This is a genomic window from Streptococcus oralis, from assembly GCF_001579525.1.
GTDB classification, from domain to species: Bacteria; Bacillota; Bacilli; order Lactobacillales; family Streptococcaceae; genus Streptococcus; species Streptococcus oralis_M.
Window position 1 is genome coordinate 316754 of the sequence record NZ_LQZC01000011.1, and the last position, 15353, is coordinate 332106.

General features: G+C 39.4%; 17 protein-coding genes. 4 read left to right on the top strand and 13 right to left on the bottom strand.

The window, feature by feature from the left end; translation table 11 throughout:
* Positions 1-5 precede the first annotated feature (5 nt).
* Entirely contained in the window at positions 6-608 is a 603-nt protein-coding gene (locus SORDD25_RS08255) for a Rha family transcriptional regulator (RefSeq protein ID WP_049537977.1), read from the bottom strand.
* A gap of 162 nt (positions 609-770) precedes the next feature.
* On the bottom strand, positions 771-956 hold the full coding sequence (locus tag SORDD25_RS08260; RefSeq protein ID WP_000909284.1) for a hypothetical protein: 186 nt from the start codon (positions 954-956) through the stop codon (positions 771-773).
* A 141-nt stretch (positions 957-1097) separates the two neighbouring features.
* Here SORDD25_RS08260 and SORDD25_RS08265 point away from each other — a divergent pair, with 141 nt between their 5' ends.
* From SORDD25_RS08265 to SORDD25_RS08280, 4 genes are all read left to right on the top strand, one after another.
* On the top strand, positions 1098-1658 hold the full coding sequence (locus tag SORDD25_RS08265; RefSeq protein ID WP_049487577.1) for a helix-turn-helix domain-containing protein: 561 nt from the start codon (positions 1098-1100) through the stop codon (positions 1656-1658).
* A 5-nt stretch (positions 1659-1663) separates the two neighbouring features.
* Positions 1664-1933: a DUF4177 domain-containing protein gene (locus tag SORDD25_RS08270; protein ID WP_004261908.1), complete on the top strand. Its 270-nt coding sequence runs from the start codon at positions 1664-1666 to the stop codon at positions 1931-1933.
* Positions 1934-2018: 85 nt separating this feature from the next.
* On the top strand, positions 2019-2915 hold the full coding sequence (locus tag SORDD25_RS08275) for an Abi family protein (RefSeq protein WP_049487585.1): 897 nt from the start codon (positions 2019-2021) through the stop codon (positions 2913-2915).
* A gap of 289 nt (positions 2916-3204) precedes the next feature.
* Positions 3205-4371, top strand: coding sequence for a tyrosine-type recombinase/integrase (locus SORDD25_RS08280; RefSeq protein ID WP_061853315.1), 1167 nt, complete (start codon positions 3205-3207; stop codon positions 4369-4371).
* Between the two features lie 317 nt (positions 4372-4688).
* Here SORDD25_RS08280 and SORDD25_RS08285 read toward each other — a convergent pair whose 3' ends face one another.
* The 11 genes from SORDD25_RS08285 to SORDD25_RS08335 form a co-directional block, all read right to left on the bottom strand.
* Positions 4689-5159 (bottom strand): hypothetical protein, encoded by a 471-nt coding sequence (locus tag SORDD25_RS08285; RefSeq protein ID WP_061853316.1) that lies wholly within the window; start codon positions 5157-5159, stop codon positions 4689-4691.
* Positions 5150-5410 carry a hypothetical protein gene (locus SORDD25_RS08290; RefSeq protein ID WP_061853317.1) on the bottom strand — a complete coding sequence of 87 codons (261 nt, stop codon included), beginning with the start codon at positions 5408-5410 and terminating at the stop codon, positions 5150-5152. The genes SORDD25_RS08285 and SORDD25_RS08290 overlap by 10 nt, the downstream gene beginning before the upstream one ends.
* Before the next feature lie 310 nt (positions 5411-5720).
* Complete coding sequence (locus tag SORDD25_RS08295; protein ID WP_061853318.1) at positions 5721-6056, bottom strand: YjcQ family protein; 336 nt, start codon at positions 6054-6056, stop codon at positions 5721-5723.
* A gap of 155 nt (positions 6057-6211) precedes the next feature.
* Entirely contained in the window at positions 6212-6940 is a 729-nt protein-coding gene (locus SORDD25_RS08300; RefSeq protein ID WP_061853319.1) for an ABC transporter ATP-binding protein, read from the bottom strand.
* The gene (locus SORDD25_RS08305) at positions 6940-7947 is read right to left on the bottom strand and encodes an ABC transporter substrate-binding protein (protein WP_061853320.1); all 1008 of its coding nucleotides are present in this window, start codon (positions 7945-7947) and stop codon (positions 6940-6942) included. Before SORDD25_RS08305 ends, SORDD25_RS08300 begins: the two co-directional genes overlap by 1 nt.
* Positions 7948-7983: 36 nt before the next feature.
* Positions 7984-8742 carry an ABC transporter permease gene (locus SORDD25_RS08310; RefSeq protein ID WP_061853321.1) on the bottom strand — a complete coding sequence of 253 codons (759 nt, stop codon included), beginning with the start codon at positions 8740-8742 and terminating at the stop codon, positions 7984-7986.
* Positions 8705-8995, bottom strand: coding sequence for a thiamine-binding protein (locus SORDD25_RS08315; protein WP_061853322.1), 291 nt, complete (start codon positions 8993-8995; stop codon positions 8705-8707). The genes SORDD25_RS08310 and SORDD25_RS08315 overlap by 38 nt, the downstream gene beginning before the upstream one ends.
* 276 nt (positions 8996-9271) lie before the next feature.
* Positions 9272-11905: a DNA polymerase I gene (gene polA / locus SORDD25_RS08320; protein ID WP_061853323.1), complete on the bottom strand. Its 2634-nt coding sequence runs from the start codon at positions 11903-11905 to the stop codon at positions 9272-9274.
* Positions 11906-12034: 129 nt separating this feature from the next.
* On the bottom strand, positions 12035-13753 hold the full coding sequence (locus SORDD25_RS08325; RefSeq protein WP_061853324.1) for an SIALI-17 repeat-containing surface protein: 1719 nt from the start codon (positions 13751-13753) through the stop codon (positions 12035-12037).
* A 115-nt stretch (positions 13754-13868) separates the two neighbouring features.
* Positions 13869-14990, bottom strand: a complete 1122-nt coding sequence (locus SORDD25_RS08330) for a CHAP domain-containing protein (RefSeq protein WP_061853325.1) — start codon at positions 14988-14990, stop codon at positions 13869-13871.
* A 90-nt stretch (positions 14991-15080) separates the two neighbouring features.
* Entirely contained in the window at positions 15081-15353 is a 273-nt protein-coding gene (locus SORDD25_RS08335; protein WP_001278164.1) for a Veg family protein, read from the bottom strand.

Sequence of the window (15353 nt, forward strand, 5' to 3'; positions counted from 1 at the left end):
TACTCCTATACTTTAAAAATTAATTCCTTAATTTCTGAATACCCCCTATTCAAGTTAATCATAGCTATTGCCATATCTTCCAAACGTTGGTAGTTTGTCAGCTCTACACTTGTCAAGCCATCAATACCGTTCTTACTTTCTCGCTCCTTCATTAGTTGCGCTTTATTCTTCCCTGTCACTCCCTTTAGCAGTAAGTTTGTCAGGGTGCTATAGGCATGCTTGGGGGCTTTCTCCCATGTTTGAATAGCTTCAGTTAAGCTTTTACGCTTTGGTTTTTCCAGTTCTCTTTGAAGGTAGCGTTTAGAAAGTTCATCACGCATTTCAAAGAAGGCTTTGACAAGATTAGTTTTGAAGTTGGCCACTTGCTCAGTATTTTTTAAGAATGTAACTAACAAGGTCGCTTGTTGCTCATTCAAAATATAATCCTTAGTATTCTGACCGCTTTCCATAGCTTGGATTTTAAATCCAACCTTTCCGAACCGTTCAAACCTTACTTGATGTTTGCGGATTGTCTTGGTTATTGTGTGATGTTGCAATCCAGTGCATTCTGCTACGACACTGCTCAGTGTATACGGCTCTTTCTTGCCGTCCATGTAAACCAGTTCCATTGGTTCGCTCCTTTCTTCTTTTGTCAGTGCTTGCCACCTAAAACAGTACCAAAGTAAATCATTGAGGTAGGGAAAATTTAGGAGAGAATAAACCCCTACAAACCCTTGATACTGCCATAGGTAGCAAGCAAAATATTTCTAGACTCTGTCTTATGCCCCTTTCTAGTAATCTTCAGCAAGCCACTGCATGGCTTTTTGGTAAATGCTAGGCTTTACTTCGCCTCCGTCTCGGATTTTCCTGTAAGTAATTGGATTCACTCCAATTTCCTCGCTGGCTCTTTTAGCAGTCAAATTCTTGTCCGCTTGCTTTCGGCGAATTGCTTTTGCTTGTGTTGAGGTGATAAGCAATACAGTTCCCTCCTTTCTTGTTTGTAAAGTTTATCTTTACTTAGACCAAGTATATAATGTTTTTCTTTACTTGTCAAGAGAAAATAAATAAAAACTTTACAAAAGTTTTTTTAGCGGTTATAATTTAACTGAGGTGATAAAATGTCAACAATAAAAAATAGGCTAAAGATTCTAAGAACCAAAGAGGGAATAACTCAAGATGAATTAGCTCAAATAATAAATAAAGAACTAAAAGAAAACGAAAAACCAATATCCAAAATGGTGATATCTAATTGGGAAAATAATAAACATACTATCAAACCAGATAAAGCCCAGCTACTCGCTAACCACTTTGGGGTAAGCGTTGGCCACTTATTGGGACATGAAGATGAACAAAATATTTTAAAAATAATCCAAAGTAACGAATTTAAAAAATTACTTAATGATATAGATATTGAAAAAATAAATGAACTTAGTTCAGCGTACAAAAACGTTGAAGAACATATAAATAATCCTGTAAAGTATAACAATTTTGGAAAAGGATTGCTTAATCATATCCCATCATATATGTTTACAATTGAAGAACTAATAAATGCTGATAAAGAGAACAATACAAATTTTGCAGATATTTTGATCAACTATATTTCTTTAAATGACTATGATAAAAAAATAGCTTTTGATTTAGTTCAAAAACTATCTGAGAGAGACAAAGAAAAGGAGTAACCCCCATGGGATTTTTTGACACTGTAAAACAAGAAGGTAGTTTTTCTACCGCATCTGGAGTAAATGGACTACACTATGTTGTCCTCCAGGTAACTTTGAAAGAAAAGTTTTTCGGCACTGGATCAGGAAACCTTACAGAATTAGAAGATGTCATCAATAAACAAGCTTCAAAAGGCTACCGCCTGCATACAATCACAACCGCCAATGGGGGAAGCAAAGGACTAGGCGGTGGTGACCGTATCCAAGCCACAATGGTTTTTGAGAAGATTATCTAAACTTTTTATACAACATATCTTAATTTTCAGCTACTATGCGCGAAAATAGAGAGAATTTGAAGATTGATTAACAGAAAGGAGAATAATGAGCGATAAAAGAAAGCAACTCTTAAGCTACCAAGCATTGATAGATAAGATGGTCGCAAATGGTATTCTGTTCAATATTTTTGATCAGAACACTGCCAAAGATATATTACAAACACGGAACTACTACTATAAAATATCGAGCTATCGAAAACTTTTCAATAAAATAGATGGTAAATATAATATAGAATTTGCGACGTTAGCTGACCTGGCTGTAATTGATATGCAGATACGTTACTTCCTAATGGATATTTGTCTGGACGTTGAACATAGTATCAAAACTGCTCTAATGGATGTTATAACGAAAAATCCAAAAGTTGATGGATACGATATAGTAAAGGATTATGCTGTCTATAATCCTATAGGGTTTACAAATACTAAAAACGCTTTATCAAAAAATCATTACCTAAAAAACGTTTATATCAAACATAAAAATGATATCCCTATATGGGTATTGATTGAAGTCATGGACTTTGGGAATCTATGCTACTTGGTTGAAATGTACTGTGATAAATATCCAAGTAATAAACGGCTAAAAAAAGCGAAGCAGTTAGGGAAATATGCTCGCCATATTCGTAATGCTTGCGCCCATAGCAATGTTATACTGGTGGATGTGTTAGAGCAAACACTATCCCCTTCAAGTTCTATTACTTCTCTTGCTTCTATGCTTAATATCTCTCGGGATATTATAAAATATCGTAAAATACATGATATATTTTCCCTCGTAGTATTACATCGTGAATATTGTAGTAAAGCACTAGGAAAACAGCGTTTTAAAGAATTTATCAAAATTGCAAAACGTGCTAAAAAACATGAAGATTACTACAAACAAAATCCGAAAATTGTAGAAATCTACATAAATTTTGTTAAAACACTTGTAAAAATTTCTAAAAAGTGATATTATATTTCTTAATCGTAAAAGAAACCCTTTTGGGTTACACTGCTCTATGCCTGTATCTCTATATAGGTCAGGGTTACAACAAGAAAATAAGTGTATCAGCTTTTTAGTTGATACACTTTTTCTATTCCCCATATAAGCCCCATATCCGCCTTGTTTCATACTCTGGTATTATTTACCGTCTGACTGCTTAAAATCGAAAATAGAGGAGTTCTCGTAGCTCCTCGCATGGTATAAACTCAAAACCTTTTCTAATTGCTTGCCTGCTGATGGAAAAGGAGTTAAAACCATGAAAATTATACAACACACGAAAAAAGACGGGTCAGCAGTCTACCGCTCCAGTATCTATCTTGGTATCGATTCTGTAACTGGTAAGAAGGTCAAGACTACCATATCAGCACGAACAAAGAAAGAACTCAGAAACACGGCCACCCAGGTTAAGGTAGAATTTGAGAAAAACGGCTCGACACGGAAACAACGCTCACATATAACAACCTATAGCGAACTTGTGGACTTATTTTGGCAAACCTACCAGCATACCTTAAAAACTAACACGCAGATAAAGATAAAAGGCTGCTTAAATAATTACCTCTTGCCCTCATTTGGTACTTACAAACTAGATAAACTTACCCCTGTTATTATCCAAACTCAGGTAAATAAGTGGGCAGATGAGTACAATCAGGACGGAACGGGGTATAAAGAATACAATCATCTTCACGCCTTAAATAAACGTATTCTACAGTATGGAGTTTCTATCCAGGCATTAGACAATAACCCTGCTCGTGATATTATCATTCCTAGAAAGATAGCAAGAGATAAACAAGAAATTAAATACTTTCAAGATCAGGAACTTAAAAACTTCCTCTCCTATCTCGATAACCTGGAGAATACCTTTGTCAATTTCTATGATACTGTGCTTTATAAAACGCTCCTAGCTACTGGACTGCGCATCCGTGAATGTCTGGCCCTAGAATGGTCTGATATTGACCTGCAGAACGGAACGATCGATATTAACAAAACACTCAACATTTTAAACCAGGTAAATAGTCCTAAGACAAAATCAAGCTATAGAGTTCTAGATATCGATCATAAAACAGTGCTCATGCTTCGTCTCTACCGAGTAAGACAAGCAGAAAACGGTAGAAACATTGGCTTAACCTATGAGAAAGTATTCTCTGATAGCTTTGACAACTATGTCAATACTCGAAAGGTTGATTACCGCCTACATAAGCACTTAAAAAACGCTAACTGTACTGACTTAGGCTTTCATGCTTTCCGACACACTCACGCTAGTATCTTGCTTAATGCTGGCCTGCCATACAAGGAAATACAGACACGGCTTGGCCATGCAAAAATATCTGTAACTATGGACACTTACAGCCATTTATCAAAAGAGAACCAAAAAAGAGCAGTCTCATTCTTTGAAACTGCCCTCGAAAAAATAAAAAGTTCTTAAAAAAGTCCACAAAATTAAAAAAGCGATACATAAAACCCTTATGTATCAACGATTATAGAATGATTTCGGTATAATTGACTATACTATCATTTAACACTCTATAAGTCAAATTTTTAAGGCTCAACCATTGGAAATACTGACTTTTTCAAAAAATACTTTGGCATTAATTCGCCTTAGTTTTTCTTGAAAGTTCCTAAAAAAGTCCATAAAAAAGAGCCCTAAAAAGGGCGAAATATTGACGAGTTCAGCAAGCTAGACGTGCCTTTTTTACTACTAGAATGAAAAATCCTGTGAGGTTTAACTCACAGGACTATATATTATGCAAAACAATAATTACCCTTTACATCTGATTTTAATATCGTCTTATCCTCAAAATCAATAGAGTCCTTCTTGATAATATCTATACTCTCACGAGTTCTAAGAGATGAAATTGCAATACAAGCTAAAAAATACCAGTGAATTACTTGCAATAATTCCTCATTATTTTTAGATTCTATTATTTCATCTAATTCTTTATCTAACTGTTCCTGCAACGAACCTTCAACCTTTTTAGAATTTTCTACGATCATTGAAACATCTAACTGAGCTTCTACAAATGATAATACAACTTTTGTTAGAGCTGGATATTTATCTTCATACTTACAAATTGCATCTTTTATTATATATTTTTCTTGAAAATGAGTATATAGGAGATTATATGCAATCATTTTTTTATGTTTTTTTGTATCTCTAATATAAAAGAGCAAAACAAGTGATGCAACAATTATTAAAAACAAAATTATTCCCATTTTATTCTACCTCCTTTCCTTTTGTTATCAAGCAATTTTTCCAAATCAGATATTCTCTGATCTCTATCAGAAATTGTTTTGTTTAGTTCCTTAATTAATCTAGCTTGGCTTTTAAAGGTCATGTCATAATCTTTACGCCGTTCTTCTAGTAGTTTGGAAAAAATATTATATATCCCTAATGCTACTAGAATACAAATAGCTAATGGTACATTTAACCCAAGAAAATCCTTAAATAAGTTTAGCCACTCCAACTATGTAATCCCCCCTATGAAAATCTCTAAACTAAATATGGTATCCTATATACTATTATACCATACTTGTCAATTACTATATATTATGTATTCTTATATAAATAAGCACACCAAATCGTGTGTATTTGCAAAAATTTTTTCAGTTTTAATACAGAATTTAATCTTCTATAAGTAAATGTATCGTATACCTCCAGATCTGCTTATCTATATTAACCAATTGTATTGTGAGTTGTCTCAAAACATGACTGCTATAACTTTTACGATAGTTCATATTTACTAGTAACTAAGTATAAGAAAAGTACTTTAAGTGCTACATTCCAGGAAGCCAGTCTTTTATTTCTTTCAAAATTTTATAAGCCTGTTTCATTTTAGAATTGTCCTCTAAATATCCAATACCTTTGGTCGTAATTCTAACAAGAGACAAATTCTCAATATAAACATCTCCGGACATATCTCCAGTAACACAAGTACCTGTCAAAAATCCATCATCAAACAAATTACGATAGACATCCATTAAATAACGGTGAGGGATTTCCAGAACAGAAGCGTTTATTTCATTTTCATCGGCTGACTCTCCATGCTTCATTTTCTGAAAATAATAATTAAGGATTTTATACACAACTACCCAATAATCATTTTTTGCCATGAATACAGCCTCCTTTTTAAAAGTATATGCCTCTGTACTACATTCTCATTATAGTCCTTTTAACATCCTCCTGCAAGTAACAAGATATCCTTATTCTCATTTTTTAAAGAAAAAGGGCGCTGGTAAAGGATAATCTTCACCAACTCCCTATTTTTCTACTTATCTAAGCCTAATTCTGCTAATATTTGCCGTTTGTAGGCAATCTTTTGGACTTCCTTGTCCTCATCTTCAGACCAATCTAGTTTGACTTCAGAAACGATCTGTCCAGGCCGATTTTTTAGGATATAGATGCGGTCACTGAGATTGAGGGCTTCCTCAATACTATGTGTGATGATCAAGGTTGTCAGTTGCAACTGTTTGTGAATCTCCAGATACCAAGCATGGAGCTCCATCTTAGTCATTTCATCCAAGGCACTAAAGGCCTCATCCAAGAGAAAGAGCTTGTGCCCGAAAAGGTAGGTCCGAAGCAAGGCCACACGCTGACGCATTCCACCACTGAGCTCATGAGGATACTTATCCCGTACGGCTGTCAGCTGGAAGGTCGCAAGGATTTCGTCCGCTCGGGCAATAGCTTCTGTCTTATAAACCTTTTGAATCAAGAGGGGCAGGATAATATTGCCAAGGACTGTCTTATGCTCCAAGAGGAGATCCTTTTGCAACATATAACTCACGCGCCCCTTAGGATTCTCCTCGCCATCAAGGACAATTCGCCCAGACTGGACTTCTAAAATGCCTGCAATCAGGTTAAAGAGGGTAGTCTTTCCTACACCACTGGGGCCTAGGATAGAGACCACTTCACCCGAAGTCACTTGTAGGTTAATATCCTCTAAAATCTTTTCATCATCGTAGGCATAGCTTACATGTTCGAGTCTAATTTCTGTCATTATTTTACAAATTCGTTAGTGAAACCTTTGTCAGTCAAGTCTTCCTTGAGGATTCCATTTTCCTTATCCCATTTGTAGAAGGCATTCCAACGAGCAGCATCAAATTGTCCCCATTTTTCCTTGTCACTTGCGTATTCTTTTGACAAGTATTTTTGAGATTCGATAACAAAGTCACGTTTTTCCTGGAGTTCAGGTGCATTCTTGATGAGGATATCTGCAGCTTCTTCTGGGTGTTCCATGGCATATTGGTAGCCTTTTTTGATGGCTTGGATGACTTTGCGAGCTTCTTCCTTGTTGTCTTTTAGATAGTCGTTGTTTGCGATGATAACTGGTGAGTAGTAGTCAAACTCCTTGACATAGTCTTTTAAGTACATAAAGTTAGCATCTACACCTTGAGATTTGGCAAGGATACCATCCCAACCGTAGTAGATCCAAGCAGTGTCAAAGACGCCATTGGCAATCGGTGTAATCGAGTTTGAGTCGTTGTTTGGTACTTTTTCGACCTTCTCAAAGTCTCCGCCTTGTGATTCTACCAAGGTTTTCAACATAGCAAGCTCAGTCGGGTCATTCCAAGTACCGTATTTCTTCCCAACCAAGTCCTTTGGACTGCTGACATTGTCAGATTTACGAGAAATGATTCCTGATGTATTGTGCTCAACGATAGCGGCAACGGCAGTGATTCCTGCCCCTTTTTCCAATTTCTTAGCCATGTAGTCTTGGAAATAGATAGCAAATGGCGCTTTGCCATTGATCACCAAGTCAGACGAGCTTTCTTCAGGTGGCAATTTCAAATCAACATCCACTCCAGCTTCCTTGAAGTAACCTTTTTCTTTGGCTACATAAAGCCCTGTGTGGTTGGTATTTGGCGTCCAGTCTAGGATAAAGTCAATCTTCTTGAGTTCTTCTTCTTTGTTGTCCTTAGAAGCAGTTCCTTGGCCACAAGCCACAAGCACGACAGCTACAAGAGCTGTTACAAGCGTTAAAAACACTTTCCATGTTTTCTTCATTTTATTTCCTCTTTTCTTTTTTGAAACATTCTTATTCTATGAACGTTTCCATTTAATCACATGTTTTTCGCTGATATCGACCAGCTTCATACCCAAAAGGCTGATAATCGACACCAGAATAATAATGGCAAACATGGTATCATACTGAAACAGTTTTTTAGACTGAATCATATAAACACCTAGTCCTTCAAAACCTCCCAACCACTCAGATACCACTGTTGTGATAAAGGCGTAGGAGACACTGACCCTCAGACCTGCATAAAAGTAAGGCAGGCTGACCGGGATTTTAAAATGCCACAGGATTTGCCAAGGATTGGCTCGCATCAGACTAAACAAGGTCAGCATATCCTTGTCACAATGCCTAAAACCATCCAAAATGCTGACGATGATAGGGAAGGTTGTTGTCAGGATTATCAAGACAATCTTGGGCAAAATTCCATAGCCTAGCCACAAGACCAAGATAGGAGCTATAGCAATGGTCGGAATGGTCTGAACAACCACCATCATAGGGTAGATAAGATCATTGAGCCAAGTCAGACTGTCCATAAGCACAGCCATGATACAGGCAATCAAGACTCCTAAGACTAGTCCGAGTAAAGCCACTCTCAAGGTCGCCCAGCTATGGTGCCAGAGAAATTCTCTGTCACGAACAAAGGCCTGGAGAATTTCAAAAGGGGTTGGCAGGATAAACTTGGGTAAAAGTTTGAATATTCCCGCTAACTGCCAGATTGACAAGACTCCTAGAAAACCAAATAGACTAATGTGACGTCTCAGTATACTTTTCAAGTTTCTCATCAATACTTAAAATTTCTCCTACATTTATTTTGACATTGGCAAAGACATTATCTGCCTCCTGCCCTGCCACTTCTAGCGCTTCTTTGAGAATACGCATGAGCTCATCAAACTCCCCTTCCAAGACCGTTTCAAATGGTGTCACTACCATGGTCACGGACTGAGCTTGCAGATAAGCAATCACGTGATCGATAATAGCAATTCGATCAATCCCCTGTGATAGGGGCAAGACTTGCAAGGCAATGCTTGCTTTCATAAAAACCTCCTTTTCTCAGGTTTCCCTTTGACAAAAAGAAAACCCCTTCCATGTATGGAAAAGGTGCAGAATTCGGCTAAGTATCGTTCCCTACGCTGGCATTACCCAGATCAGGTGCGGTCGAAGTTTAACACTTCCTCTCAGACTGTACACAGACTCCCATATCTTATATGGACATATAGTAACGCAAATACAAGGAAAAGTCAAGGAAACTGCTTACAGAAAATCATGAAAAAGAGTTTGAAGTCAAATGCTTCAAACTCTATCATAGCTTTCTTATTTAGCCTCGTACCAGGTTGCCCCTTCATTTTCATCTGCAATAAGGGGAACACTGAGCTGGATGGCTTCTTCCATGGTTTGTTTCACTAGAGCTTTAACGGCTGCTAGTTCCGATTTCGGAACCTCAAGGACGATTTCATCATGCACTTGCAACAGCATCTTGGTCTGATAGCCACCTTCAACTAGAGCTTTGTCTAGCTGGATCATAGCAATCTTGAGGATATCTGCTGCCGAACCCTGGATAGGGGAGTTAATAGCAGTCCGCTCCGCAAAGCCACGAATGTTAAAATTACGCGAATTGATGTCTGGCAACTCACGACGACGCTTGAAGAGGGTCTCCACATAGCCCTTATCACGCGCCTCACGCACCATCTCATCCATGTAGTTTTTAATACCTGGGAAGCGTTCAAAGTAAGTGTCAATGTAGGCTTTTGCTTCCTTACGGCTAATGCCCAGATTATTAGACAAGCCAAAGTCTGAAATCCCGTAAACCACACCGAAGTTAACTGCCTTGGCGTTACGACGGTCGTTTGGAGTCACATCTTCAGGACGTTCAATACCAAAGACCCTCATGGCCGTCGAGGTATGTATATCTGCTCCCTCTTGGAAGGCCTTAATCAAGTGCTCATCTTTAGAAATATGTGCCAAAACGCGCAATTCAATCTGTGAATAATCCGAGCTGAGCAGCACGCTATCCTCCCACTCAGGTACAAAGGCCTTACGAATGAGACGGCCTTGCTCCAAACGCACAGGAATATTTTGCAAGTTTGGATCTACACTAGACAGACGCCCTGTCTGAGTCAAATCCTGCACATAGCGCGTGTGGATCTTGCCATCATCCAAAATCCAATCCTGCAAGCCAATCACGTAAGTAGATTGGATCTTAGCAATCTGACGGTAGTCGAGGATTTTCTTAACAATCGGAGCAATAGGAGCCAGGCGCTCTAGCACATCCACGGCTGTCGAGTAACCTGTCTTGGTTTTCTTGGTGTACTCTAGAGGAAGACCCAGTTTTTCAAAGAGAAGCACGCCCAACTGCTTAGGTGAATTGATATTAAACTCCTCACCAGCCAGTTCGTAAATCTCTTGAGTGAGTTGCTCAATGACGACCTCATTTTCAGCCTGCATCTCAAGTAGGGTTTCTTTTTTGACCTTGATCCCAGCAATTTCCATCTTGGCAAGGACAAAAGCCAGAGGTTGCTCCATGTCATAGAGGAGATCTAACTGTCCATGTTCACTGAGTTTTTCAAGTAAAACCGGCTCAGTCTCAACCAATACAGCAACCTTGCGAGCCAAGTGCTCCAAGAATTTCTCGCGTTCAGGAATGGCTCTCTTGACACCCTTACCATAGAAAGTCTCATCATCGACCAAGTATGTTTGACCGTAGAGATTCGCAATGGTTGAGATTTCATTGTTCTCGACTGTTGAGAGTAAGTATTTTACCAAGCGACTGTCAAAAGCAGGAGCCTGCAGGTTCAAGCCCAAGCGATTTAACATAACCTTCGCTTTCTTAAAGTCATACACTTTCAGAGCTGTTTTTTCTAGAAATTCCTTGAGGATCGGATCCTGCAAGAGCTCAAGTTTATCTGTGGCGTAAAGTTTATCTCCGCAGGACCAGGCAAAACCAACCAAATCATCTGTATGGTAGTTTTCCCCAAAGAGTTCAAAGTGAAAGATAGAGTCGGCACTCAGCATGTCTTGACTGACGTGGTCAACGATGGCGAAACCCAAGCTCTCAGGCGCATCCTTCGACGAAATATTTAAAGCTTGTTTGAGCTGTTTGAAGCCCATCTCATCGTAGAATTTCCCGAGATTTTCCACATCTGGTCCACTATAGAGCAAATCATCAAGGCCAATCTCAATCGGTGCATTTGTCTCAATAGTCGCCAAGGTTTTAGACAAAAAGGCTTGTTCCTTATCATTGATGAGATTTTCCTTCATCTTAGAAGCCTTCATCCCATCAATATTTTCATAAATACCCTCAAGCGAACCATGCTCCAGCAAGAGCTTGATACCCGTCTTTTCACCGATTTTCGTGACACCAGGGATATTATCAGACTTATCCCCCATCAGGGCCTTGAGGTCTATAAACTGAGCTGGTGTGAGGCCCATCTTTTCCATGAGATAGTCTGGCGTAAAGGCCTCAAACTCAGCCACACCTTTCTTGGAAATCTCGACCACCGTATGCTCATCTGTCAACTGGATCAAATCCTTGTCCCCGCTAACGATTGTCACATCAAAAGAATCCTTCTCAGCCAAACGGCCCAGAGTCCCGATGATATCATCGGCTTCATACTGGGGCAGTTCATAATGGCGAATCCCAAGATGATTTAACAACTCACGAATGAAGGGAAATTGCTCACGAAACTCATCTGGAGTTTTAGCACGGCCACCCTTGTAGTCTGCATACATCTCTGTTCGGAAAGTCGTCTTACCTGCATCAAAGGCTACCAAAACATGGCTGGGCTCAACCCGCTCTAAGACATGATTCAACATAAGTTGAAAGCCATAGATTGCATTGGTATGAAGACCATTAGCATTTTTAAACCGATCTAGTTGCTGATAAAGCGCAAAAAAAGCTCGAAAGGCAACAGAAGATCCATCAATTAATAATAATTTTTTCTTGTCCATACACCCATTATAAAGGAAAGCAAGGAAAAATACCATCGGAAAGAGCTGAAAAACGTGGACTTGTCCCTATTTCACCATAAAAAAGAAAAGGACTATTCAAATCCTTTTCTTTTATTGATTTCATGCGATTTATTTGTTCAATTTTCTCTTTGCAAATGGTAGCAAACCAAGAAGGAGACCAATAAATCCTAGCGATGCAACTGCTGAAGCATCTTGGCTTCCTGTATTTGGAAGGAGTTGTTCATCCGTTGCTGCAGGCGCTTTGTAGGTACGATCTTGTTTCGTTCCGAGAGTCGGATTTGTAGCCAAAGGTGCTACACTGCCAGTGTATTCTGGAACTTCATTTACCGCAGGTTCAATCTTTTCAGCATAGGCTGGAATAGTAGCCACCGCCGGAGCACCACTTTCTGCATAAACTGGAATATTTGCTACGGCTGGGGCACCGCTTTCTGCATAAGGCAGAGTATTGTTTACTATTGGTGTACCACTTTCTCCGTAAGCTGGAACATTTGCTACGGCTGGGGCGCCACTTTCTGCATAAGGCAGAGTGTTGCTTACTATTGGTGTACCGCTTTCTCCGTAAGCTGGAACATTCGCTACGGCTGGAGCGCCACTTTCTGCATAAGGCAGAGCATTGTTTACTATTGGGGCACCGCTTTCTCCGTAAGCTGGAACGTTCGCTACGACTGGAGCGCCACTTTCTGCATAGGCTGGGAGTTCATTTACAGCAGCTTCTACCGCATTTGCACCTTTGTTGTATTCTGGCAACTCTGCAGTTGCAGCTTCTACTGCGTTCACCCCACCTTTAAAGTCTTCAATTTCAAGAACAGCCGACATGACACTGCTTAGAGTCTTAATAGCATCCTCATAGTCTGCTAAAGCTTGTTGCAAGTCTTTGATTTGACTATTCTTGTCACCAGAAACTTGTAAACTTGATAATTGCACTTTAATCTTAGCAACTTGCTCTTCTAATTTACTTAGCTCAAGTTTTTTCGCATTACTATTTTCTTCCGCTACTTCCTTGTCGGCTGTAGCGAGTTTAGCTTGGTCTTCATCTGTGAATTCTGATACAGGTTCAGCTGCCGTTTTGTGCTCGCTTGTATCTGCTAGCCAGTCTACAATAACATCACCACTCTCCAAATCCTCATCTGCGATAGCCTTCAAAAGATCTTCTTTACCAATCTCTTCTTTGGCTTCTTTGATAGCCGTTTCTTTATTGGTGATTGAAGCGTCTTTTTTAATATCTTCAATTACAGCATTTTCAAGAGATTCTAGGGCTTGAACCAGAGCATCCGTCGCTTGAGAAACTTGTTCTTTGGCATCTTTTTCAGCTTGGTCTAGTAGGGTTTTCTCCTCAGTAGATAATTTTTTATTAGTTTGAACTTCAGGATCTGTTACCACAGTCTTATCTTCTGCACCTTCTGGCAATTCAGCGATGATATTATCTAAGCTGAGCTCTCCAGACTCAAGAGTATCTGAAATATACATCTTACCAATATATTCCTTCACAGCTTCAGCTGCATCCTCTTTGTCCTCAATCGCTTCCTTATCCTCAATATCACTAATAGCCTGTTCCTCAAGTTCATCCAAAGCCTCCATCAACTCTTCTTTGGTCATCTTAGCTGGATTTGCCGCACCAGGATTAGCTGGACTAGCGTTTTCTGATCCCTTTTCAGTTTGAGCACCGCTCTCCCCTTCTGTTCCAGCTTGTGGTTGTGCAGGAGCAACCGCCTGCTCTTCTGCTTTCCCTTCATCTGCCTTAACTACTGAAGGCTGTGAAACGAGTACACTAGCACCCAATACAGCTGCACTTGCTAAACTTGTTAAAATAACTTTCCTCTTGTCCATTAGACAATGCCCCTTTATAGTTTTTAATGTTGTTATGTTATACTATTCAAAGAACGTCAACTAATTCGATATCCATTTTAAAATTTTATCAACAAGAAGAAAGCTTGTATAATGTTTAAGAAACACTTCCTATTCTTACCCCATCACTGTCTAGTTTGTAGCCATCAATAATCGTATTAACAGCTAAGGCTCCCGAAGCATCGACATAGTAATGTTTACCCGAGACTTGGAACCATTGACTAGCTTTCATCCGACCAGATTCCTCTAAGTAATACCAAGTTCCCTTGTCTTTAAGCCAGCCCGTCTGCATCTCACCCGAAGCCTTTAGATAATACCAGTGAGAGTCATCCTTAATCCAGCCAGTTGACATGGCCCCACTTTCTTTTAAATGATACCAATTGCCATTAACTTTTTTCCATCCTGTCGCTAGCTTACCATTCTCTCGGTAATACCAACTCCCTCCTTCTTTTTTCCAGCCTTTCACTGTATTGATTAACTCTGCATACTGCACATATCTTCTAGCACCACTGTAGGATAGATAGCCGAGCCACTTATAACCATCCTTTTCAATAACCTGATCATAACTCACACTCTCACCAACATAATAGTAATCAATAACCTGTCCTGTGCTTGACGGTTGGTCCATAATAGGCGATTTCCCCGTGAATACTATTGTCCCGCTGGACGGAAGCTCTGAGTTATGAGAACCCTCACTCACACTATGGTTAGCGGATAAATCCCTGAAATGAATAAACCCTGTCATGGTGCTAGCTTTAACTATTCGACGGTTATACCTTTCTCGAACCCCATAATTATACTCTTCGATCTCAATCGTATCCCCTGACACATTTGATACCCAGGCCACATGCCCATAGTAGCCTTCCGTAGACCAGGCAATAGCCCCAACTTCTGGCTTAGTATCCACACGGTAGCCTTCTCGCCTTGCACGATGTCCCCATTCATTCGCATTTCCATAGGCAGGAGGAATCTCAAAACCATTTACACTACTCAAACGAAAGGCTGCAAAAGATGTACACTGGCGAGAATACATCCGCCATTGATCGATTTCAACACTACCATTTTTGTAGTGAAGTGGATAGTCATCACCACGCGCTACACTGTCAGCCTGAACCGATTCTCCACCAAACAAAAAGGTACTTGTAACAAACAAAGTAGCCAGTCCAACACTCAACTGAGTACATCTACTCTTCTTAACTCCTGATTTTAAAAACGTCATTCATTCTCCTTAATAATATAAATTTCCGAGGTTCCCCTCCTTTATACTATTCGGGAGAAAAAGAAAAAAGTGAGCTCAGCTCACTCCGTTTTATTCTTGGTCTAGGTAATGAATCAAATTCTTCTCTGTCAAGATATCTGAGTAGGTGAAGGATTCAACATAGACATTGGCTTGTTTGTCTCCTTCAACATCCCCAAATTCAACGATAAATAGAGATGGATACACCTCAATTAGCTTACCCAATCTATTTTTTTGGCGCTTACGGCCATTTTCCAAAGTCATTTCAACGACTTGTCCCTCATGCGCCTTGATCTCTTCTTTGATTTTTTTCATCTTGGCTACATCTGTAAATGCATCTGACAT